A 20769-nucleotide genomic window follows, 5' to 3' on the forward strand; every position below is an offset into this window, starting at 1 on the left:
TTAAGCTCCTAACTTAGTAATCTTGTTTTAAAGCTCTGCATCAATTTTTGGAAGAATGCTCTCCAATTCGTTATGAGGACGAGGAATGACATGAACAGATTTCAATTCTCCAACACGCTGTGCTGCTGCAGCTCCCGCATCAGTTGCCGCTTTAACAGCACCTACATCACCACGCACAAGGACTGTTACAATACCGCCTCCTACATGCACCTTTCCAACTAAATGAACATTCGCAGCCTTCACCATAGCGTCAGCAGCTTCCACTGAAGCAACCAGCCCTTTCGTTTCAATCATTCCTAATGCAGTTAATTCTCTAGCCATTTTTATTTCCTCCTAATTAGTTAATTTGATATTTTTTCATCACTTGATTGACCATGTCGGCAATCATCTTTGCATCCACTTCGCCATTTGGCGATACTTGCTGAAGAACCTGATTAACAATATGATCAACATCCCGGCTGCCGGCTTGTTCTTTTTCAGCTATAGAAGATGATGATGCCGGTTTGGGGATGGTAACTTCTTTCGTACCATAAGCCATTCTTTTAATATTGATCAGGTGACGTGCTGTCACATTGTCAGAGGTAATGTTGCCGCCGAATGAACCGCATCCCAGAGTCAGAGAAGGCATCAATCCGGTTGTCGCCCCAACAGCACCAATCGAGGACAGCGTGTTGACCATCATTCTTGAAACAGGCATTTCAAGTGCAAAATCCTTAGCCACTGCATCATCATTCGTATGAATGGAGAGGCTATGCCCCCTTCCGCCCAAATTAAGGAGCTGCAGGCAGATTTCTTTTGCCTCCTGGTAGCTTTCCGCTGTATAAAGGGCAAAAACCGGAGATAGTTTTTCAATTGAAAATGGTATGTCTTTGCCTACTCCAGTTTCTTCAGCAATTAAAACTCTAGTATCTTCAGGGACTTGGATTCCCGCCATGGAGGCGATTTTAACAGCACATTGTCCGACGATATCCGGATTCAGCTTTCCCGTTGAAGGCGAAATGACTTTTTCTAAAGCGGCCTTTTCTTGATTATCCAAGAGATAAGCCCCATTATTTCTGAGTTCTCTCATTGTCATTTCTTTGATGTTGCGATCGACAACTATAGATTGTTCTGTAGCGCAAATCGTTCCATTATCAAAGGATTTGCTGTCAACAATCATCTTCACCGACTGTGCCACTTTAGCGGTTTTTTCAATATAGCAAGGTACATTTCCAGGCCCTACTCCATATGCAGGCTTGCCTGAGCTATACGCAGCCCTGACCAGTCCGCCGCCGCCTGTTGCTAAAATGAGATTGATATCGCGATGCTTTATTAATTCGTTTGTTGCACCCATTGAAGGCTTTGAGATCCAGCCAATCAATCCTTCAGGTGCACCAGCAAGTATGGCTGCTTCATTGACGATTTTTAGCGCTTCAACTGTGCATTTCACTGCCCTTGGATGAGGGCTCACAACAATAGCATTTCTTGTTTTCAAAGCAATAAGTGCTTTAAAAATGGCAGTTGAAGTAGGATTAGTTGTTGGAATAATGCCGGCAATGATACCGTATGGATAGGCAATTTCCGTCACTTTATTCACACGGTCCTCATGTATGATGCCTACTGTCTTTTCATCTTTGATGGATTCATAAACAGCCTTGGAACCGACTTCGTTTTTTATTTTTTTGTGCTCGACTATGCCCATCCCTGTTTCCTCAACTGCCATTTGGGCAAGGGCAAGTGATTTGGCATATGCAGCATCAGCGGCTTTTTTGACAATTTCGTCCACTTGCTGCTGTGTAAAGGCCAAATACTTTAATTGGGCTTCTTTAGCCCGCTTTACAGCATCCCTCATTTCCTGCATGGATTGAAGATCATGATCAAATTGCAAGGTTCCCCACACTCCTTTCGGGATTGTTCATAACTTTTAATACTTGATAGGATTTTGAGAAATTTCTAAAATGGCATCCCGGAAAGCATCAGCTGCAGCCTGACAGGCTGATTGGGAGCCGGTCAGCAGCCCTCCGCCAAAGTTGGTTTCCGAAGGCGGCCCGAAAAATTTAACCATTTCTACATCCGCTGCCTTTAAAGCAGCGTCAAGCCCATAAACAGCTTCCAATGGCGGGGCTATTAGATACGCTATAGGCTCTCCGATTTTGATGCCTGCTTCCTTTGACAGATAGGACCCTGTTCTGGAAACAACATGTGCATAAATGGCATGCGCTTTTTCCTGATCAAGCGCTTCAAAATATGCATCGGATTCAGCTGTCTGCAGGACAGCCTCCATCCCGCTTTTGACTTCATCAGGAGACGGCCCTGCCATAATTCCAATCATTTCACCTGATAATGGCCCGGAAGCATGAGCAGCACCTGCATAGAAGGATCTGGCATAAACCACTTCGACATCTGCTCTTTTAGTAGCTTCATCGAGTGCGGTATAGCCTACGTCATCGACTGTAGAGGTGAAAATCGCCAGGCTTCGGTGATGGGGCTGAAGCTGAAAGTGCTTTGCAAGCTCCGAGTCCACATTAGGTATCACCCGAACAGCCAATATATCAGCATGAATGCGTTCTAATCCCATTTTTTCTGCCTCCTACCCTTCCTTTTTAACGAGCGATACACCACTTGCTTCATACTTTATAACCTTTTGGATGACCGTCCCGAGATAGGCGCCCGCCTCTGCAGGAGGAATTCCTCCTTTATGTATATTGGAAATTACCATCCGGTCAGCTTCGATCGTTCCTTTTCGGGGTTCATAGCAAAGGTAGGCACTCAGTGATTCTGCACTGACCAGACCAGGACGTTCGCCAATTAATAACACAACTACTTTGGGCTTCAGGAGTTCTCCTACTTCATCCATAACAGCCACCCTGCCTTTTTCGATATAAAAAGGCGTCCCCATATCGAGGCCTAAACTTTTTAGGGATTGCTGAAGGGATAAATAGACATCCTCTGCATTTTCTTCAATGGCACTTGAGCTCAGTCCGTCAGACAGAATGATTTGAACAGCCGGTCCCTTTTGGCATTTAGCAAGAATGATTTTTTTGGCTTCTTCTGATAGCTTTCTGCCATAATCGGGCCTGCGGATGTACACTTCTTTTTCATTCACCATCGTATTGACTTTAAAGAGTCCAAGACGGTTTATAAGCTCGTCATTTACATCTCCATAGACAGCATCGACTGCGGCTGCATGGTCAAAGCGGAATTTAAGCCATGTGTCTGTCTTCGGTCTTGAACCTGCTCTTCCCACCCCGATTCTTGCAGGTGTTTTGCTCTTGAGTGCTTCCAGCTCAACTGGATCTGCGGGATTATCAATGCCTGTCTTTCCTGAATAACTTTCGGTCTTATCATGACTCGCTTTATCTGTTGGGGTTATTTTAAAAGCATTTGAATTCTGATAGCTTTTAATTTTTATTAGACCGTCTGTATCTTGTTTTCCAGCCTCGATAACCTCCTCTGACATCCTGGATGGCTGTGTGCCGGGGGATGATGTATGTCTCCAAAATTTTACTGCTGCGCTGCTTTTTTGCCCGTTCACATCCGAGGTTTCCTGCGCTTGAAGTTTTTCCACAACAAGGCGTGTTACTTTTTCAATCAGTTCAGGATTCATTCTTTTCAACTCCTATCGTGAAAAAATGGTTGGATCGCCTGCGATTTTGCTCAGCTTTCCATTTTCGAAGATTCCCATTTTCTCAAGCCAATCCCTGAATATTGGAGATGGCTGCTTATTCATCGTCTGCCTGAGGGTGGCAACGTCATGATAGCTCATGGATTGGTAATTGAGCATACAATCATCTCCCATTGGGGCAGCAATAATAAAATTCACTCCAGCTGCTGTCAGCAGAACACCAAGGTCTTCAATATCATTCTGGTCAGCCTTGATATGATTCGTGTAGCAAATATCAACACCCATAGGGATGCCATGCATTTTTCCCATAAAATGATCTTCGAGCCCGGCCCTAATGACCTGTTTGTTATTGTACAAATACTCCGGACCAATAAAGCCCACTACTGTGTTTACGATGTAGGGATCATAGTGACGGGCAAAACCGTAATTTCTCGATTCCAGTGTCATTTGATCAATTCCGAAATGGGCTTCAGCGGAAAGCTCTGAACCCTGGCCCGTTTCAAAATACAAACGCTGAGGCCCGGTGCCGGTGCCGAGAGTTCTTGCCATATCATTTGCTTCCTCAAGAAGGGAAGCAGTAATTCCGAATGATCGGTTGGCAGCCTCTGTTCCGGCGATGCTTTGGAAAATCATATCAGCAGGAGCTCCCTGTTCAATTGCCTTCATTTGAGCTGTTACATGAGCAAGCACACAGTTTTGTGTTGGTATTTCCCAGTCCTTGATAAAAGCATGTGTGGCATGAAGCAATCTCTTTACACTCTCAACCGAATCATCCACCGGATTAATTCCAATCACTGCATCCCCAATGCCGTAGGATAAACCTTCTTTGAGGGATGCGATCATTCCATCCACATTATCAGTTGGATGATTAGGCTGCAGGCGGGAAGCCAGTGTTCCTTTATATCCAATCGTTATATTGCATTTGGTTAGTATTTCGATTTTGTTTGCCGCATGAACAAGATCAAGATTAGACATGATTTTTGCGGCTGCGGCAATCATTTCACTGTTCAAACCCCTGCTGATCCGTTTTATATTTTCCCCTGTCGTGTCATCACTCAGGATATATTCACGAAGTTCAGCAACTGACCAATTTTTTATGCTCTGATAGACGGGTTCATTAATCCCGCTTTCTATAATTCTCGAAACCTCATCCTCTTCAGGAGAAAGCATAGGATTTTCGCGGATATCAGAAAGGGTTAAATGACTTAGAACCAATTTGGCGGCAATTCGTTCCTGGACGGTTTCCGCTGCGATACCCGCGAGGCGGTCCCCTGATTTTTCTTCATTTGCTTTGGCAAATAGATCCTTTAAATTTTCGAACTGATACACATTTCCTAAATGACTGGTTTGCAGCTTCATAAATAATCCCTCCTTTCTTTCCGATGGAATGTCAATGTTTTAGTGACAACAGGTACTACATTGGTTTGAAGCAGGTGGCCGATATCTATGTAATCGCCATGCTCTACCTTAATCTGGTCGATGCATACGATACTTTGCTTTGTTTCCTGAACTTTAATCGTCTGGCCAAGGACTTTAGCGTGGTCGCTTTCTAATACGACAACAAGCGGCTGTTCTGGCATCGGCTTTGCTTGTAAGGATTTCAGCAGGACAGAAGATAACTCCTGAATATCACGAAAACCCAAATATGGCAGCGCGGTTAAATACAGGGCAAAATTTTGTCCCTCCTGCTGAGGATCATAAATTTCTACCGCCTGTTTTACTGCTTCTGGAATCTGGTGGAGACCTTTTTCCAGATTGTTATCAAACCGGATCTGATAGACGGGCAAATTGCGAATTGGCAGTTCATGGCCTTCAGCATGGATGGTTGCCCCGCTGATTTCTGTGGTTTGAGTTCCTGCTCCGAGAACTGTTGCCCTGACCGTCTCATCCGGTTCCACCCATTTAAAGGCGGCCAGCTCACGGCAATTTCGTAAAGACTGCGCAAGCATTTTTCCAATATCGTCATACTGGGCAGGAGAGGATTCAGCGTTTTCAAAGTGGTACAAGCATTCACTGATCCCTCCTGAAAACATGATGTAATCTATCTCCTCTGTCCAATTTGGATCATGTCCCAGAAGCAGAGGCATATCTTCCCGATGAAGATCCTTCCTCAGCATTCGGCCAATTACTTCTGCCATGTAGTCTGTCAGCTTTCCGATGATAGGGTGATTTCTGCTGTCTCCTCTTTCTAAATCAGCCCCCCATTGCCGAAGGATTTGTTGAACAGGAGGAGAAATGCTTATTATTTTGCCGTCTGAAAATTCAATCAGTCTGCCGCCGATATGCAGCGTGCATGTCCCGCAAAGCCTGCCTGAACGATAAACTGCAGCATTGGCAGTGCCACCGCCAATATCGATATTAGCCACAGTTTTTCCAGTCTTTTTGGATAATTCATAAGCTCCTGAACCTTTTGCAGCAATGATACCTTCTAAATCGGGACCGGCAGTGGCGACAAGGAAATCTCCTGCTTGGTCAGATAAGGAATGGACCATTTCTTCGGCATTATGTTTTGTTGCCGTTTCTCCTGTAATAATGACAGCGCCTGTTTTAATATCTGCCGGCTCGATTCCCGCAGTAATATACTCCTCTCTGACAAGCCTCTCTACAGCTTGAATATCAATTGATGAAGGAGTCAGAAGAGGAGTCCGGTAAATCGTGCTCCGGTAGAGCACTTCCTTTTCGATAATTTCGATTCGCGGCATATGGGTTCCGCCAGCCATATTCATGAGAGAAAATCTGCTGATGACGAGTTTGGTGGTACTCGTTCCAATGTCGATTCCTGCGCTGATAATATTCTCTTTTTGTGCATCGTAACGCTTCAACATGATCCCCGCCTTACTGCAACGAATTAACTATTATGCAGGAAAATAAAAAAAGGCACCCCATATGAGCAACCATTAATTGGTTGTTCATACAAGGCGCCTTTGCCTGATATATTTTTTTGTATAGTTAAAATATATTCTATTATCTTCATTTTGTAAAGGGTTTCATCTGAAAATTACGACATCATCCGGCAATGAATCTGCATAATCCTTCATTTCTTGAAATGAATGGCATTTCACCAGGAAGCGTATTTCTTCTATTCCTTTTCCGGTAATAGAGGAGGTAATGACAATAGGCCCTTTTGGAACCGCATTTCTAAGCTTGCTGATTGCTGAGTTTACATCCGCTTGATCAGAATCACTTTTTGTCACGACTCCAATTGGCAGTTTATTAAACCCATTGCTAAAACCCGGCGGAAAAATGGTTTTCCGCTTTGTAGAATCCTGCAAATATAATATATGGGTCACTTCGAGTGCCGTAGCCATGATATTTTTATAGAAAAATGGGTTTTCAGTATATTCCCCCGGCGTATCCACAATCCAGTCATAATAGTTCAGTGCCTGTGTTTTAACTGCTTCCGCTTTGCGGCCAAGAAGAGCATTTGTTAAAGTCGACTTTCCCGCCCCGATTGAACCGATCAGCATCGCTCTGTTTATTTTGGACATTATATACAGCTCCTTATGATTTAGTTATTTCCGAAGGAGTGTACCTCAGTGTTTCAGATAAAAAGCGGTTGATTTCCTCCAGGGCCATTTGCACAGCTGATACGGTTCCTACAATTACAAGACTGCCTGTGAATCTGTCCAGGAACCCGATCTGCACGTCTGCAGCTTTGGTCGCCAGATCTCCTGCAATGATAACCGTTTCACTTGGTGTCAGTGTTAAAATCCCTAACGCTCCTGCCTGCTGGATTCCCAGTTTTTCAAACATATCCGGATCGGGATTTGCGATTAAATGGCTGAGTGTTACTTGTTTTCCCGGCACAAATTCTTGAATAAATCGTTTTTTTTCTTCATTCATTGCTTAGGCCCTCCCAGGTGACTGCTGCTTATATTGCTTTTTTTACTTTTTCTTCCTTTGTTAAATATTCATCTTTTCCGATAATGCCAGCTTCACGGTCTTTTTTCTCCAATTCCAGAGCTTTTGGTACAGATAGCCAGTACGCTAACCCAATTCCGATGATTCCAGCAGAAATTTTACCGGCTATAATCGGAAGGATTAATGTTGGCTGGAAATTTGCTGTAAAGGATAAATGGTCACCAAGCAAAAAGGCCGCACAGACTGCAAAGGAAATATTTATGACTTTATCTTTAGGCGGCATTGTTCTGACCAATTTAAACATCGCAAGGATGTTCGCGATTGTGGCAACTATCCCTGCACTGCCTTCCTTGCTTAATCCCACTTTACTGCCAAGAGCCTCCAGAGGGCCGCCGGCATACTTTTGAAGAAGATAAACCATCGGAAATGCACCGGCAAGCATGATCCCAATATAGCCGGCAGTCTCAAGCGCCCGGAACTGATCCTCCGAGTCTGCCATAATTGGGTGGAAGCCCCATCCTCCAAATACAGTTGAGAATAATCCAGTAAAAATTTCCACGATGGAAAATACCAAAACCAGCTTAATTCCCGCATCTAAAATACGTCCAAACCACATGAACCCGTTGATCATTAAATCCGGCAGGAAATATAACCCCAGTGCAATCATGACAACAAAGATTAAAAGCGGACTTAAATTCAATAGGATTTGTCCCAAACCGAGCGCGAACTGATATTTTGCCTCGCCGGATGTGGAAATGAAATCCCTGAAACTTGAACTGGAAACGGCAATAATCACACTCGAAATGAAAGCACCGATTGGAATGGTCAGAACGCCTGACATCACACCAAGAGCCATATATTTATGGTCTCTCTTATCAAGCATGGCCAGGCCCATCGGTATGGAGAAAACAATGGTTGCACCCGCCATAAAACCGACGATCATCGCCATAATCCAGCCTTCCTGTGTTTGCTTTAACACTTCAGCTAACTGGTAGCCGCCCATATCGGTTGCCAATATGGCAGTTGCAGCTATTGCAGGATCTGCCCCGATTGCAGCAAAAAATGGACCGCAGACCTTATCGATAAACCACGATAAATATGGAATGGAAGCCATGATCCCTGCAGCCGGAACAAAAATGTGGCCAACGGCATGAAGCCCCTCCATAAATTGCTTGCCTAACCCCTCATCACTGTTGCGGATGGCTGCAAATGCTCCAGCTACTGCACAAGCCATGATAATGTAAATAACAATTTTGCCTACCATTTCCATCATAAATCCCTCCCTAAAAAGTTTTTGTATGTTAACGGAATCCTGCAGCTTCTTTACAAGAAAATAGGATAAAATATCAGTTTGATAGTAAAAAAAAATAGGTAAAAAGACAAAAAGGTGCCGTACGTCAGCTTTTGCAGACGCATGGCACCTTTGCCTGTTCTATCCACTTGTAAAAGATATTAAGCGTTATATTTTACTATGATACGCTTTGCCACATTTTCCAGTGTAACCTGTTTGTTCATGCTGATCTTTCGCATTTTCCTAAAAGCATCTTCTTCAGGCATGTTAAACTTTTGCATTAAAATGCCTTTTGCTTTCTCAACTATTTTTCTTTCATTTAACTTTTGATTCATGGATTCCACTTGTTCCCGGAATGCATTTGCATTTTCTGCCTGCCTGAGCGCAATTTCAACCGCAGGAATCAGACTGGCTTCATTAACAGGCTTAACAAGGTAGCCGAGTATATTTGCTTGTTTGGCCTTATCTATATATTCCCGCTGACTGTATGCTGTAAGGATCAGGATGGGTGTGTTAATTTTGTTGGAAATGATTTCACTTGCTTTTAGTCCATTCAGATTTGGCATCTTGATATCCATCAGGATTAAATCAGGCTTTAATGAAAAAGCAAGCTCGACCGCCCTTTCACCATCGCCAGCCTCAGCTACAACTTCATAGCCAGCGTCCTGGAGCATTAAGCTTAAGTCCATACGGACAATCGATTCATCCTCCACAACCATAATTCTTTTTTTCACAGCTATTCCGCCTTCCTTTCAAAGGGAAATTGCACAGCTGCAATGGTCCCTGTTTCAGCCCGTTCGATTAAAAAATGACCGGATAGATCATGCTCGATCATCATTTTCACAATATCTAAGCCTAGAGAAGGTTTTGCTTCCGGGGAATACCCTTCACCGTTATCAATGACTTTAACCTTAATTTCATCATTGGAATATTCGAAACAGACATCGACTATCCCTTTATGCATATGTTTAAATGCGTGCTTTACACAATTCTGTATAAGTTCATTAATGACGAGAGACAGGGAAACAGCTTTTTCAGAGTCGATTAAAAGCTTTGGTCCCCTGTACTGAATATGTATCTTTTTCTGCTCGTGTTTTGCTTCATGGACCAGCATATTGCCAACTTTCTCTATTAAGCTGTAAATATCTACTTCATCCACACCTGAGCTCGAGAGAATAATTTCATACACCGAAGCAATACTTGAAATGCGGTTCAGACTTTCCACGAAATGCACCTTGCTTTCTTCCGGCACACCCCTTCTCATCTGAAGCCTCAAAAGGCTGGCAACAGTCTGCAGGTTATTTTTGACACGGTGATGGATTTCCCGTATGGCCACAGATTTAACAGCAATCTCGCGCTCCTTTTCCCTGAGCTCTGTCAGATCTTTAAGTATGATGAAGGTTCCATTCGACTTACCGGCAAGATCAAGACTTATTTTCTTAACACGGAATACCTTATTCATCATTTTCATTTCTTTTACAAGAAGCTCTTCCGGCTCGTTAAGAATTTCTTGAATACAGGGAAAACAATCAATCAGCGGAACGCCGGGCCTGCAATCTTCCTTTCCAATTTCGTGAATCAGATTAGTTGCTGATGGATTGTTATAGACAACCTTATTTTCATGGTCAATAAAGAATAGTGATTCCTCGATTACCTCAGGGATGATCGGCCGATCTTCTGCCATTCCGATCAGTATGCCGCTCAGGGTTTCAGTGGCTTCTGATAACGCTTCCAATTTGAGCTGCCGCTGAAGCTTCTCACTTATATCCTTCTCCATAATCAGTGCCCCGATGACACGGTCCTCTGATCCTTTAATCGGCACCACGCTTTGCTCCACCGTCTTGCCCTCCTGTGTCAAGGCGCGATTGAGAAACATATTCTTTCCTGTCCTCAGGGTATATAAAACGGCGGGTTCAAAAGCTTCATAGGCGAACTTGCCTGCGACAGGCTTCTGATAAACGGATTTAGCAGTATTTGGGGCAGCTTCAGCTACTACTATCGCATGTTTGCCTTCTTTAGTAGGGCAATCAACAAAAACGTTTGCCTGGTTCAGATCGGCAATTAATGAAAGATTGGCAGAGACCTCTTTAATCCTTTCAACATCCATATTTGAAAGACTTGTATGAAGAGTGCATAACTCTTCGACTGAGAAGTTTGGCATAGGCGGAGATCTCCCAATAATTTTTTAAAAGTGTCAGAATATATAAAAATATTAAAGGGAATGCCGAAGAATGTCAACATCGTTTTCGATTGTTTAATAGGAAATTTGGTACAGTTATGGAATTCTCCTGGAGAATGGAAAAGGCAGCTGAAAAAATTGGAATCCTGCTGCCTTCCTATACTATTTAAGCTGTGCTAATTTTACACCGCTGGCTTTATGCTTTAATATCACTTCTATTAAATCGGCCAGATGAGCACCCGCCTCAACAGGGGGGACCCCTCCTTCATGAATATTGCTGATAACAGTGCGATCTGCTTCGACAGTATCCTCATTGGGCTGGTATATCAGGTAGGCACTAATGCTTTTAGCGGTTGCCAATCCAGGCCTCTCTCCTATGAGTGAAATAACGCAATCACAATTGACAATAGAAGCTAAATCATCCTGAATCCAAACTCTGCTCCGCTTTATAAAAACAGGATCTCCAATAGTAATATTTTTCGATGTTAAACCCTGGACAAGCGCTGGCAGCAGATCTTTTATATTTGCCTCAACACCCGTTGAACTCAGTCCATCTGATACAATGATTTGAACCTGTTTGTTTTTCGGAAGATTTTCTGCAGCCCATTTTCTGGATGTTTCATTGAGTTGTCTCCCGCTGTCCAGGTCCATTAAGTATTGGTCCATTGTTTCAGATTTTGAAAACAGTACAGGCAGCTTTAATTCTTTCAGCAAATCATCAGAAACGTCCTTAAACACTGCGTCCTGGGCTGCTGCGTGGTCTATCCTGAATTCCAGGTAATTCTTTGTTTTCATACGTGTTCCAGTATGTCCAATCCCAATCCTGGCAGGAGTAATGGATTGCACCTTCTCAATCTCTTCACGATTGGCTGGCTGTTCTACACCTACTTGGTTAATCTTTTCATAATTTATATTGCGGACCTTTGATTCCTTTGTTTCGGCAGATTCTTTTACAATAGGACTATTTCTAATTTGCCCTTCTTTCTGGAGCTCTTCCATTACCTGATTCACGATTGTCTGAATATCCATTACTATTCCCCCTTCCTACTTAAAAATTGATAGATCTCCGGCACGTTCGGTTAGTTTGCCATTTTCCATAATTCCCATATTCACAAGCCATATCTCGAATTCGCGAAGGGGACGGAGCCCAAGCATTTCTCTTAAGCTTGCATCATCATGATAGCTAGTATCCTGATAGCTCAGCATAACGTCGTCCCCCCCAGGCACGCCCATATAAAAATTCGCTCCGGCAAGAGCAGTCAGCATCCCTGCAATTTCCTGATCATTTTGATCTGCCTGCATATGGTTGGTATATGTAGGGGCTATCCCCATCGGAAGTCCATGCATTTTCCCCATAAAAAGATCCTCGAGATCTGCACGAATCACCTGTTTGCCGTCATAAATTGTCTCAGGCCCGATAAAACCTGATACATTATTAACCATGAACGGCTTCCAATGCCGGGCGTATCCATAGGTGCGTGCTTCGAGTGTCTGCATATCTATGCCAAGATGGGCATCAAGCGATACTTCTGATCCCTGGCCAGTTTCGAAGTATAGCTGATTCGGGCCAGTTGATGTGCCTTGTGTGGCCATCAGCTGAAAGGCTTCATCCAGAATTTCCTTTGAAACTCCAAAATCATCATTTGCCGCCTGTGTACCCGCAAGGCTTTGGAACATAAGAGCGATAGGGGCACCTTTTTTGAGGGCTTGTATTTGGGTTGTAATATGGGCAAGAACACAGTTCTGCGTTGGAATATCCCACTTTTGAATAAAATCATGTGTCATATGTAAAATCCTCGAGACTGATTCAACAGAGTCATTGTTGGGGTTCACGCCTATGACGGCATCACCTGAACCATAGGACAGGCCTTCTTTCATGGATGCAAGAATACCCTCCGGATTATCAATGGGGTGATTTGGCTGGCAGCGGAATGCCAGGCGTCCAGGCTCGCCAATCGTTGTGTTGCAGTGGGCCGTTGGCCTGATTTTCTGTGAAGCCATTACAAGGTCAATGCTCGACATCAGCTTTGCTGCAGCGGAGATCATTTCGCTTGTCAGACCCCTGCTTATTCTGAACAAATCCGAGGTACTGGTACCGTGGGACAAAATATAATTCCTTAATTCTCCAACAGACCAGTTTGCGATATCTTTATAAATAAAAAGATTAAGATCATCATATATGATGCGGGTTACTTCATCCGTTTCATATGCAATAACCGGATTTTCATATATTTCCTTTAGTGTTATTTCACTTAACACCACTTTGGCTGCCATTCGTTCAAGAGAAGATCTGGCAGCAATGCCTGCCATTTTATCCCCTGATTTTTCCTCACTGGCTTTTGCCAAAACATCTGCAATTGAATGGAATTGATAGGTTTCATTCTTTAATGTACATGTAAACATAAATTGCCTCCCTTCGAGTATAGGGCGCGGTCTGCACCAAATCTAATTATTACAGTAAGCGGTTACAATCTGCTCCATACAAAAAGGCGCCTTAACAGAATAAGCCATAAAACAGCTTACCTATTAAGGCGCCCTCACCTGGTATTTTCACTTGTACATTATTATATCAAGTAATTAACTGAAAAGATAGACTTTTTAAGATGTAGATAAGTGTCTTATGAAAACATCCCCTCCACCACTCTTCCCTGCCGCCCTTGTGTCGTTTCTGCCTGGGACAAGGAATTGAGAATTGCTTCCTCCACGGCTTCGGCAGCACCCTGGAAAAGCTTGTTCATAAGCGGATGGTCGTCTCTGATCAAATGGGCAACTTCAACGTGTCCAGTGCTCTGGTGAGAAATGGTTCTGGCAGTTGAAAAAGCAATGACTATATCCCCGCTGCCGTTGCTGTAATGACTGCCTGTCCGGCCGAGGCCAATGCCGCATCTCTTGGCAAGCCTTTTCAGCTGCCTTTCACTGAAGGGTGCGTCCGTGGCCAGGATGATCATAATCGACCCATCTGGCGTTTCCTTGGTTTCCAGCGGAATTTCTGACAGGCCATATTTGCTGAATGGAAATTCATCTTTATTGCCAAAATTGGTGACCACCAGGCACCCGATTATGTAGTCCTTTGAGCTTTGTTCTTCACCGATGAGTCTCGATGACGCTCCTACTCCGCCCTTATACCCGAAACACACCATGCCTTTTCCTGCTCCGACCGCACCTTCCTCCACTATTTCCGAATTGGCATTTTCAATGGCTGTTAATGCATGTTCCGGCTTCACAGGAAGTGTCCGAATGGAATTTAGATACCCATCATTGCATTCTCCCACGACGATATTGACCGTTCCAGTTGTGTCTCCAATTTCAGGAGTGGTTCGTAACAAGTATTCCAGAGTTCCCTGTGCAACCGCTGGAACTCCAAATGTGTTTGTCAGCATAATGGGAGATTCAATCAGTCCTAATTCTTCAACCTGTACCAGACCCGTCGTTTTTCCAAAGCCATTGATGACATAGCTTGCTGCCGGGACCTTTTCACGGAATAAATTTCCGCCATGAGGCAAAACTGCGGTTACACCAGTACAGACATATTGGTCATTATCATTGAGAGGATAGTCCAGAGTGACTTGGCCTACCATGACCCCTTCTACATCTGTAATGCAGTTCTTTTTTCCAGGCTCAACTTTTCCAATCGCTACTCCTCTTTCTCTAATCTTCATTTGACTCCTCCTTAAAGTGGCATTCATTAGAATTTCCATTTGTTTTCATTTATAATAGAAAAATATTTAGATTACCTAATCATTTTACATCGTTTTTGGGAGGATTTATATGGCTCATACTATAGCAAAAAAACAGAACGCAGGCTCTGAGAAGATTTGGTCCAGAGATTTTGTGCTCATATTGATGTCCAACTTTTTTATTTTTCTCGGATTTCAAATGACATTGCCCACGATCCCTCTTTTTGTAGAAAAGTTGGGTGGGAATGACCAGCTGATCGGTATTGTAGTCGGCATCTTTACATTCTCTGCTCTGCTATTGCGTCCTTATGCAGGACATACGCTGGAGACAAAGGGAAGGCGGTTTGTCTATTTAACGGGCCTTGCGATTTTCGTTCTTTCGGTTGGTTCATTTGGATTTGTTAATAGTTTAATCTTCTTATTTGTCCTACGGATTGTCCAAGGATTTGGCTGGGGTTTTTCAACTACAGCCTCCGGAACTATTGCTACCGATTTGATACCTGCTAATCGGCGCGGGGAAGGGATGGGCTACTTCGGTCTTTCCGGGAACATAGCCCTGGCTTTCGGCCCCACCCTTGGACTGGCGCTTGCCGGAGTTATATCTTTCAAGCTCTTATTTTTAATTTGTGCCCTGCTGGGATTAGCCGCGCTGGTATTATCTTCGAGAATCAGATACAAGCAGGCTGAAAGACAAAGTGTTCCCTTGAAGCGGTGGGATATCTATGAAAAAAGTGCCTTAAGGCCTTCATTTCTTTTATTTTTCATTACCGTTACCTTCGGCGGCATCGCTTCGTTTCTTCCAATATACACTGCTCAAAAAGGCATAGGCGGAATACACTGGTATTTCCTGCTGTTCGCGATCGCCTTAATGATTTCCCGGACTTTTGCCGGCAGATTATATGATCAACGGGGACATAAGGCGGTGTTTTTACCTGGTGCGGTGCTGATTTTAGCAGCCATGTTCCTGCTGGCATGGCTGCCTAACAGCATGATTATGTATATAGCGGCCATTCTTTATGGTCTGGGATTCGGATCAGTCCAGCCTGCCCTTCAGGCCTGGTCTGTAAAAGAAGCGCCTGCCAATCGGCGCGGGATGGCTAACGCAACGTTCTTCTCCTTCTTTGATCTCGGAGTTGGGATAGGTGCAATGGTCTTTGGCCAAATCGCCCATTTGTTCGGCTACAGCAGCATTTATATGGCATCAGCCGGTTCGGTAGTGATCTCCATACTATTATATATTTGGATCCTGATTACAAAACGAGGTTAACGAGAAAGACGATTTTCCTAGGAAATGCGGAAAATCGTCTTTTTTTATGCTGAGTTTTCCAGTAGGTGCGCGGGGTTCGGACTCTCACACCGGGGTTTTGACTTTTCTGTTCGAAGTTGATCTGGGTTCGGACTCTCACACCGGGGTTTTCGTCTTCTCTGTCCGATGTTGCACTGGGTTTGGACTCTAATACCGGGGGTTTTGACTTTTCTGTCCGAAGTTAGTCCAGGTTCGGACTCTCACCGGGGGTTTCGACTTTTCTGTCCGAAGTTAGCCCAGGTTCGGACTCTCACCGGAGTTTTTGACTTTTCTGTCCGAAGTTAGCCCAGGTTCGGGCTCGCACCGGAGTTTTCGACTTTTCTGTCCGAAGTTGGCCCGGGTTCGGACTCGCACACTAGCTGTCCAAACAAATATAGCCTCCTATAATGCTTTCACCATCCCGCCATCGACCAAAATGGAGCTTCCTGTCACATAGCTGCTTGCGTCGGAAGCCAGGAAAGTGACAACGTTAGCGAATTCTTCCGGGGTTCCATATCTGCGCAGCGGGATATTGCTTTTGGCTCTTTCAGCAACTTCTTCTTTGGAGATGTTTTGCCGGTCCGCGTTATGCTGATCCAGATAATCAACCCTATCCGTCGAAATCCTTCCCGGAGCTACTGTATTGATTAAGATATTATAAGCTGCCAATTCCTCTGAGAGTGTTTTGGTCATTCCGACAATGCCCAAACGGAATGTATTGGATAGCAGAAGGCCTGGTATCGGCTGCTTAATGCTTGAAGAGGCAATATTAATGATCCTTCCTCCATTTTTCTTTAATTCGGGAAGTGCGTCTCGGATCAGCCTTACATGGCTTAATAGATTTAATTGAAACGCTTTTTCCCAATCTTCATCTGTTAGGGATTCAAACGTTCCCCCGGGAGGTCCTCCGGCATTATTGATCAAGATATCGATTCCGCCAAGTATTTCAGCTGTATATTTGACTAACTGTTTAATATCTTCCGGATTGGTCACATCTGCACGGTGATATTCAACTTCAACATTATAGTGGTCACGGAATTCCTTTTGAACAGCTTGCAGTTTTGCTTCATCCCTGCTTGTGATCATCACTTTCGCGCCTTCCTGTGCAAGCTGTGCTGCAATTGCTTTACCCAGTCCCTGGCTTGAAGCCACCACTAGCGCTTTTTTATTTTTCAGGTTTAAGTCCATCACAATTTCCTCCTAATGTTTCACGCAAAGTGCCATCCATTCATCCACTTTAAAGGATTGCACCCTGCCGTCATGAAATTCGATTTGAAAGTAATCCGCCGCTGCTTGATCAGCCTGCAAAATATAATCTTCGACTGCCCTAATCTGTTCGTCACTTTCAGCTGTCCGCCTTACCCAGGACGGGAATTCAAATGTTTTCTTCCTGCTCTTCGTGTTGGTTTCATGCAGCCCGGAAGCAGCAAATAACTTTCTCCACTCTCCTGTCGACAAACACCGGCAATGACTGTCATCCCGCAATTTCTCAACAGTGTTCATAAAACCAGCCAGCTCTTTTTCTTCAGGTGATATGTTATCGATCATCAGGAAATGGCCGCCTGGTTTTAAAACCCTTCCAGCTTCAGTAATGAACCTTTCGGGATTGGGAAAATGATGGGGGGCTATCCGGCAGGTTACCGCATCAAAGTACTTATCCAGAAATGGCAAAGCTTCAGCATCCGCGAGGACATACCAGATATTTTTATAGCTTTCCAGATGGCGTGCGGTATTGGCCAGCATTTCTTTTGTCAAATCAGCAGCAAAGACCTGGGAAACAAAAGGTGCCAGACTTTTGGCCACATGCCCGCCTCCTGTGGCGATATCCAACACAACCCAATCTTTATGCGGATTCAGAGTTTGAACGAGCTGGTTAAGCTCAGCCGCATCTCCATGAATTTTGCTTGTCACATATTTTTCTGCATTTTTACCGAATGTGTTTTGTACCTTTTTCTTTACCTCTTCCTTTTCCATATAAATCACCCTCAACAAAAATGGATCAGCACTACTATTTATGTTCTATACAAATCCTTATATTCCTGTCAGTTTAATAGAAAAAGAGCCTGCCACTGGTTAAATGGCAGGCTTCCAATTATCTTGCAGGTTCAAGAATAAGCTTTCCTTTTGTTTGTCTCGACTGCATTCGCTGATGCACCTTGGCAGCATCCTCAAGAGGATGGATTTCGCCAATTGTCAGCTTCAGCTTTCCTTCAGCTGCATATGTCAATAATTCCTTCATGCTCGGCTGCAGAAGTTCAGGCTTTCTCATAATCTGCGGCAGGAAAAACCCGATGACTGATTGGTTCCGTCCCATTAAAGAAGAAGGATAAAACCGGCTTTGCTCCCCGCTTGCCACACCATAAATGACAAGGCGGCCAAAGGCTGCAAGGCATTTCAGGGTTTTATTAAAAATTTCCCCGCCAGCCATTTCGAGTGCAATATCCACACCTTTTCCGCCAGTTGCTTCGAGTACATCATTCTCCCAGCCTTCTTTTGTATAGTTTACGAGAACATCTGCACCCATTTCTTTCGCAAGCTGAAGTTTTTCCTCTGTACTGGCTGTGGCGATGACGGTTCCTGCACCGAATAATTTTGCGAGCTGAACAGCAAGTGTGCCTACTCCCCCTGCTGCTGCATGGACAAGGACGCTTTCACCCGCTTCAAGCTTGCCCATCGTTTTTAGAATATGATAGGCACTCAATCCCTGCAGGGGCAGAGCCGCAGCCAGTTTAAAATCCAATCCTTCCGGCAGGGGAATCAGCCCTCTTTCATCTGCTGTTACATACTCCGAGTATCCGCCTGATTCAATTAACGTAACCACTCTTGTACCAAGAGGAATTTTCGCATCTTCACCTGCTGCAGCGACAACACCTGCTACTTCCGCACCAGGAATGAATGGGAGAGGAGTCGGCACAACGTATTGCCCTTCTCTTCTTGCCGTATCTGCATAGTTCACTCCAATGGCATGCACCTCGATTAATACTTCACGCCCTGTCGGCTGAGGCCGGTCAAGGTTGATTAAGGTAAGGACTTCAGGTCCTCCATACTCTTTGAATTGGATGGCTTTCATTTTAAAACACTCCTTCTCTATATATCTAGCAGCAATAATCGCCTTTATCATATACAAGCTCAGCAATCCTTCTGTTTCTCGCACTTTCCTTCCCAAAGGAACTGAACCTGCCGCATTCACGAATAACTAATCCGATCAATTGACCTCTTTTCCCTTCAGAAGCCAATTCTGATACAAGCTGACGGGATAGCCTTTCTGCATCCCATATCGCACCTTCGATAAACGTCCTTGTCAGAAGAATCTTCAATTCTTCTTTTTCTTCACCCCTTTCTTGAATAGCTTTATAAGTACGATAGACAGCCGATTCTGAAGCATACAGGGCAATGGCCAGATCGGCGAGCTTCATAAGTGCTTCCTGTTCATGAACAAGTGAGCTGCCAAATGCTTCGTAAGCGAGTCCGGCGTTTAACAGGAATAAGTTTCTCACCGTATCAACTGCTGCTCTTTCTTTTTCAAAAATGGCCTGGCCGATTGGTTCAGGTTTGCTCAACTGAAAAACAGCCTCCTCCACTCTTGCGGCTAAATCGATATCACCCTTCAATGCTTTACGGAAAAGGTGTGTAGGAATCAGCAATCTATTAATCTCATTTGTTCCCTCAAAAATACGGTTAATGCGGGAATCACGATACATTTGTTCCACTCCGTATTCCTTGATAAATCCTGCTCCGCCATGAAGCTGCAGTGCTTCATCTGCCGCATAGTCGAGTGTTTCCGAGCCAAACACTTTGCAGATCGCACATTCTGTGGCATATTCGCTCATTCTTTTTCCAATAAGCTTTAAATTAGATGAATCATATAAATCTCCTAACGATTCTTCCAGCAGGTTTGCTGTACGATACTGCAGCGATTCTGCTGCGTAAATTCTCCCTGCCATCTTTGCGACTTTTTCCTTGGTAGCCGGAAAATCAAAGATGGATTTTCCAAATTGCTTTCTTTCCACTGTGAATTGTAGAGCTTTCTTCAATCCGGTTTTAGATGCCCCCATGCAGGCAGAACCCAAATTGAATCGGCCAAGATTTAGGACGTTCAGAGCAATAATATGGCCTTTGCCCACTTCGCCCAGCAAATGATCAGCTGGCACTGGACAATCTTCAAAAATGACCGATCTAGTTGAAGATCCTTTGATGCCCATCTTATTTTCCTCCGGTCCAAGAGAAAGCCCAGGTGTATCCCGCTCAACGATAAACGCGGTAAAATGCTGGCCATCCACCTTAGCGTAAACAATAAACGTATCTGAAAATACAGCGTTAGTAATATAAATTTTGGTGCCATTCAAGATATAATGTGTTCCTTCTTGATTCAGAACAGCCGTTGTCTGGGAAGATAGGGCATCTGAACCTGCGTTCGGTTCTGTCAGGCAGTAAGCCCCGATGTACTCCCCTGAGGCAAGCTTCGGCAAATATTTTTCTTTTTGCGCTGGTGTTCCAAAGTAAGTAATAGGGAGGGTCGCAATGCAAGTATGATTGGAGTGGGCTACCCCATATCCTCCTGATGAGGCAATGTTTTCACCGACTATTCCCTTGCTGATTTTATCCAAACCAAGACCGCCGTATTTTTCGGGGATGCTGTGTGCCAGGAGGCCAAGTCCGCCCGCCTTCTTCAGCAAATCCGTTACCACCTCAAATTCCTGGTTTTCAATCCGTTCCTTTTCAGGGTGAACCATTTTTTCAGCAAATTGTTTAGCCGTTCTTCCGATTAAGATATGCTCTTCCGTAAAATCCTCCGGTGTGAAAAGTGTTTCAGGATTAAGCTTTGTGAACAAAAAACTCGCTCCGGGATTAGCAGTTTTTACTTCTTCCATT

At 44.2% G+C, this 20769-nt stretch carries 19 protein-coding genes; 1 reads left to right on the forward strand and 18 read right to left on the reverse strand.

Features of this window, described 5'->3' with window-relative positions; translation table 11 throughout:
- Positions 1–27: 27 nt before the first annotated feature.
- The 14 genes from ACR42H_RS13520 to ACR42H_RS13585 form a co-directional block, all read right to left on the reverse strand.
- Positions 28–321: a BMC domain-containing protein gene (locus ACR42H_RS13520; RefSeq protein WP_009334386.1), complete on the reverse strand. Its 294-nt coding sequence runs from the start codon at positions 319–321 to the stop codon at positions 28–30.
- 16 nt (positions 322–337) lie between these two features.
- Complete coding sequence (locus tag ACR42H_RS13525) at positions 338–1867, reverse strand: acetaldehyde dehydrogenase (acetylating) (protein WP_436376737.1); 1530 nt, start codon at positions 1865–1867, stop codon at positions 338–340.
- Between the two features lie 36 nt (positions 1868–1903).
- On the reverse strand, positions 1904–2557 hold the full coding sequence (gene eutL / locus ACR42H_RS13530) for an ethanolamine utilization microcompartment protein EutL (protein WP_113881080.1): 654 nt from the start codon (positions 2555–2557) through the stop codon (positions 1904–1906).
- 12 nt (positions 2558–2569) lie between these two features.
- A complete protein-coding gene (gene eutC, locus ACR42H_RS13535) occupies positions 2570–3586 on the reverse strand; it encodes an ethanolamine ammonia-lyase subunit EutC (RefSeq protein WP_113881081.1) in 1017 nt (338 codons plus the stop codon).
- Between the two features lie 12 nt (positions 3587–3598).
- Positions 3599–4963 carry an ethanolamine ammonia-lyase subunit EutB gene (locus ACR42H_RS13540; RefSeq protein ID WP_436376739.1) on the reverse strand — a complete coding sequence of 455 codons (1365 nt, stop codon included), beginning with the start codon at positions 4961–4963 and terminating at the stop codon, positions 3599–3601.
- Entirely contained in the window at positions 4960–6429 is a 1470-nt protein-coding gene (locus tag ACR42H_RS13545) for an ethanolamine ammonia-lyase reactivating factor EutA (RefSeq protein WP_436376741.1), read from the reverse strand. The genes ACR42H_RS13540 and ACR42H_RS13545 overlap by 4 nt, the downstream gene beginning before the upstream one ends.
- A 162-nt stretch (positions 6430–6591) precedes the next feature.
- Positions 6592–7092: a EutP/PduV family microcompartment system protein gene (locus ACR42H_RS13550; RefSeq protein WP_436376743.1), complete on the reverse strand. Its 501-nt coding sequence runs from the start codon at positions 7090–7092 to the stop codon at positions 6592–6594.
- A gap of 13 nt (positions 7093–7105) precedes the next feature.
- Positions 7106–7447: an ethanolamine utilization microcompartment protein EutS gene (gene eutS, locus ACR42H_RS13555; RefSeq protein WP_436376745.1), complete on the reverse strand. Its 342-nt coding sequence runs from the start codon at positions 7445–7447 to the stop codon at positions 7106–7108.
- A gap of 28 nt (positions 7448–7475) precedes the next feature.
- Entirely contained in the window at positions 7476–8735 is a 1260-nt protein-coding gene (gene eutH / locus ACR42H_RS13560) for an ethanolamine utilization protein EutH (RefSeq protein ID WP_113881085.1), read from the reverse strand.
- A gap of 182 nt (positions 8736–8917) precedes the next feature.
- Positions 8918–9490, reverse strand: a complete 573-nt coding sequence (locus tag ACR42H_RS13565; protein WP_113881086.1) for an ANTAR domain-containing response regulator — start codon at positions 9488–9490, stop codon at positions 8918–8920.
- Between the two features lie 2 nt (positions 9491–9492).
- Positions 9493–10917, reverse strand: coding sequence for a sensor histidine kinase (locus tag ACR42H_RS13570; RefSeq protein ID WP_436376748.1), 1425 nt, complete (start codon positions 10915–10917; stop codon positions 9493–9495).
- A gap of 180 nt (positions 10918–11097) precedes the next feature.
- The gene (gene eutC / locus ACR42H_RS13575; protein WP_113881088.1) at positions 11098–11964 is read right to left on the reverse strand and encodes an ethanolamine ammonia-lyase subunit EutC; all 867 of its coding nucleotides are present in this window, start codon (positions 11962–11964) and stop codon (positions 11098–11100) included.
- 15 nt (positions 11965–11979) lie between these two features.
- Entirely contained in the window at positions 11980–13338 is a 1359-nt protein-coding gene (locus tag ACR42H_RS13580) for an ethanolamine ammonia-lyase subunit EutB (RefSeq protein ID WP_436376750.1), read from the reverse strand.
- 215 nt (positions 13339–13553) lie between these two features.
- Positions 13554–14594 carry a P1 family peptidase gene (locus ACR42H_RS13585; protein WP_436376752.1) on the reverse strand — a complete coding sequence of 347 codons (1041 nt, stop codon included), beginning with the start codon at positions 14592–14594 and terminating at the stop codon, positions 13554–13556.
- Between the two features lie 109 nt (positions 14595–14703).
- Here ACR42H_RS13585 and ACR42H_RS13590 point away from each other — a divergent pair, with 109 nt between their 5' ends.
- Entirely contained in the window at positions 14704–15879 is a 1176-nt protein-coding gene (locus tag ACR42H_RS13590; protein ID WP_436376754.1) for an MFS transporter, read from the forward strand.
- A 420-nt stretch (positions 15880–16299) separates the two neighbouring features.
- On the opposite strand, the gene ACR42H_RS13595 is transcribed toward ACR42H_RS13590, so the two are convergent.
- From ACR42H_RS13595 to ACR42H_RS13610, 4 genes are all read right to left on the reverse strand, one after another.
- Positions 16300–17085, reverse strand: coding sequence for an SDR family oxidoreductase (locus ACR42H_RS13595; protein ID WP_113881092.1), 786 nt, complete (start codon positions 17083–17085; stop codon positions 16300–16302).
- 12 nt (positions 17086–17097) lie between these two features.
- Positions 17098–17871, reverse strand: a complete 774-nt coding sequence (locus ACR42H_RS13600; RefSeq protein ID WP_436376755.1) for a class I SAM-dependent methyltransferase — start codon at positions 17869–17871, stop codon at positions 17098–17100.
- A gap of 118 nt (positions 17872–17989) precedes the next feature.
- The gene (locus tag ACR42H_RS13605; protein WP_436376757.1) at positions 17990–18967 is read right to left on the reverse strand and encodes a quinone oxidoreductase family protein; all 978 of its coding nucleotides are present in this window, start codon (positions 18965–18967) and stop codon (positions 17990–17992) included.
- A gap of 25 nt (positions 18968–18992) precedes the next feature.
- Complete coding sequence (locus ACR42H_RS13610) at positions 18993–20768, reverse strand: acyl-CoA dehydrogenase family protein (protein WP_436376758.1); 1776 nt, start codon at positions 20766–20768, stop codon at positions 18993–18995.
- Position 20769: the final 1 nt, after the last annotated feature.

Source organism: Cytobacillus sp. BC1816, from assembly GCF_051353635.1.
Classification (GTDB): Bacteria; Bacillota; Bacilli; order Bacillales; family Cytobacillaceae; genus Cytobacillus; species Cytobacillus oceanisediminis_C.

Coding starts and splice junctions, on each gene's coding strand:
- ACR42H_RS13570 (WP_436376748.1), bottom strand. CDS start 10,917: ATGCCAAACTTCTCAGTCGAAGAGTTATGCACTCTTCATACAAGTCTT.
- ACR42H_RS13610 (WP_436376758.1), bottom strand. CDS start 20,768: ATGGAAGAAGTAAAAACTGCTAATCCCGGAGCGAGTTTTTTGTTCACA.
- eutC (WP_113881081.1), bottom strand. CDS start 3,586: ATGAATCCTGAACTGATTGAAAAAGTAACACGCCTTGTTGTGGAAAAA.
- ACR42H_RS13545 (WP_436376741.1), bottom strand. CDS start 6,429: ATGTTGAAGCGTTACGATGCACAAAAAGAGAATATTATCAGCGCAGGA.
- ACR42H_RS13600 (WP_436376755.1), bottom strand. CDS start 17,871: ATGGAAAAGGAAGAGGTAAAGAAAAAGGTACAAAACACATTCGGTAAA.
- eutH (WP_113881085.1), bottom strand. CDS start 8,735: ATGGAAATGGTAGGCAAAATTGTTATTTACATTATCATGGCTTGTGCA.
- eutS (WP_436376745.1), bottom strand. CDS start 7,447: ATGAATGAAGAAAAAAAACGATTTATTCAAGAATTTGTGCCGGGAAAA.
- eutL (WP_113881080.1), bottom strand. CDS start 2,557: ATGGGATTAGAACGCATTCATGCTGATATATTGGCTGTTCGGGTGATA.
- ACR42H_RS13585 (WP_436376752.1), bottom strand. CDS start 14,594: ATGAAGATTAGAGAAAGAGGAGTAGCGATTGGAAAAGTTGAGCCTGGA.
- ACR42H_RS13605 (WP_436376757.1), bottom strand. CDS start 18,967: ATGAAAGCCATCCAATTCAAAGAGTATGGAGGACCTGAAGTCCTTACC.
- ACR42H_RS13520 (WP_009334386.1), bottom strand. CDS start 321: ATGGCTAGAGAATTAACTGCATTAGGAATGATTGAAACGAAAGGGCTG.
- ACR42H_RS13580 (WP_436376750.1), bottom strand. CDS start 13,338: ATGTTTACATGTACATTAAAGAATGAAACCTATCAATTCCATTCAATT.
- ACR42H_RS13550 (WP_436376743.1), bottom strand. CDS start 7,092: ATGTCCAAAATAAACAGAGCGATGCTGATCGGTTCAATCGGGGCGGGA.
- ACR42H_RS13595 (WP_113881092.1), bottom strand. CDS start 17,085: ATGGACTTAAACCTGAAAAATAAAAAAGCGCTAGTGGTGGCTTCAAGC.
- ACR42H_RS13540 (WP_436376739.1), bottom strand. CDS start 4,963: ATGAAGCTGCAAACCAGTCATTTAGGAAATGTGTATCAGTTCGAAAAT.
- ACR42H_RS13590 (WP_436376754.1), top strand. CDS start 14,704: ATGGCTCATACTATAGCAAAAAAACAGAACGCAGGCTCTGAGAAGATT.
- eutC (WP_113881088.1), bottom strand. CDS start 11,964: ATGGATATTCAGACAATCGTGAATCAGGTAATGGAAGAGCTCCAGAAA.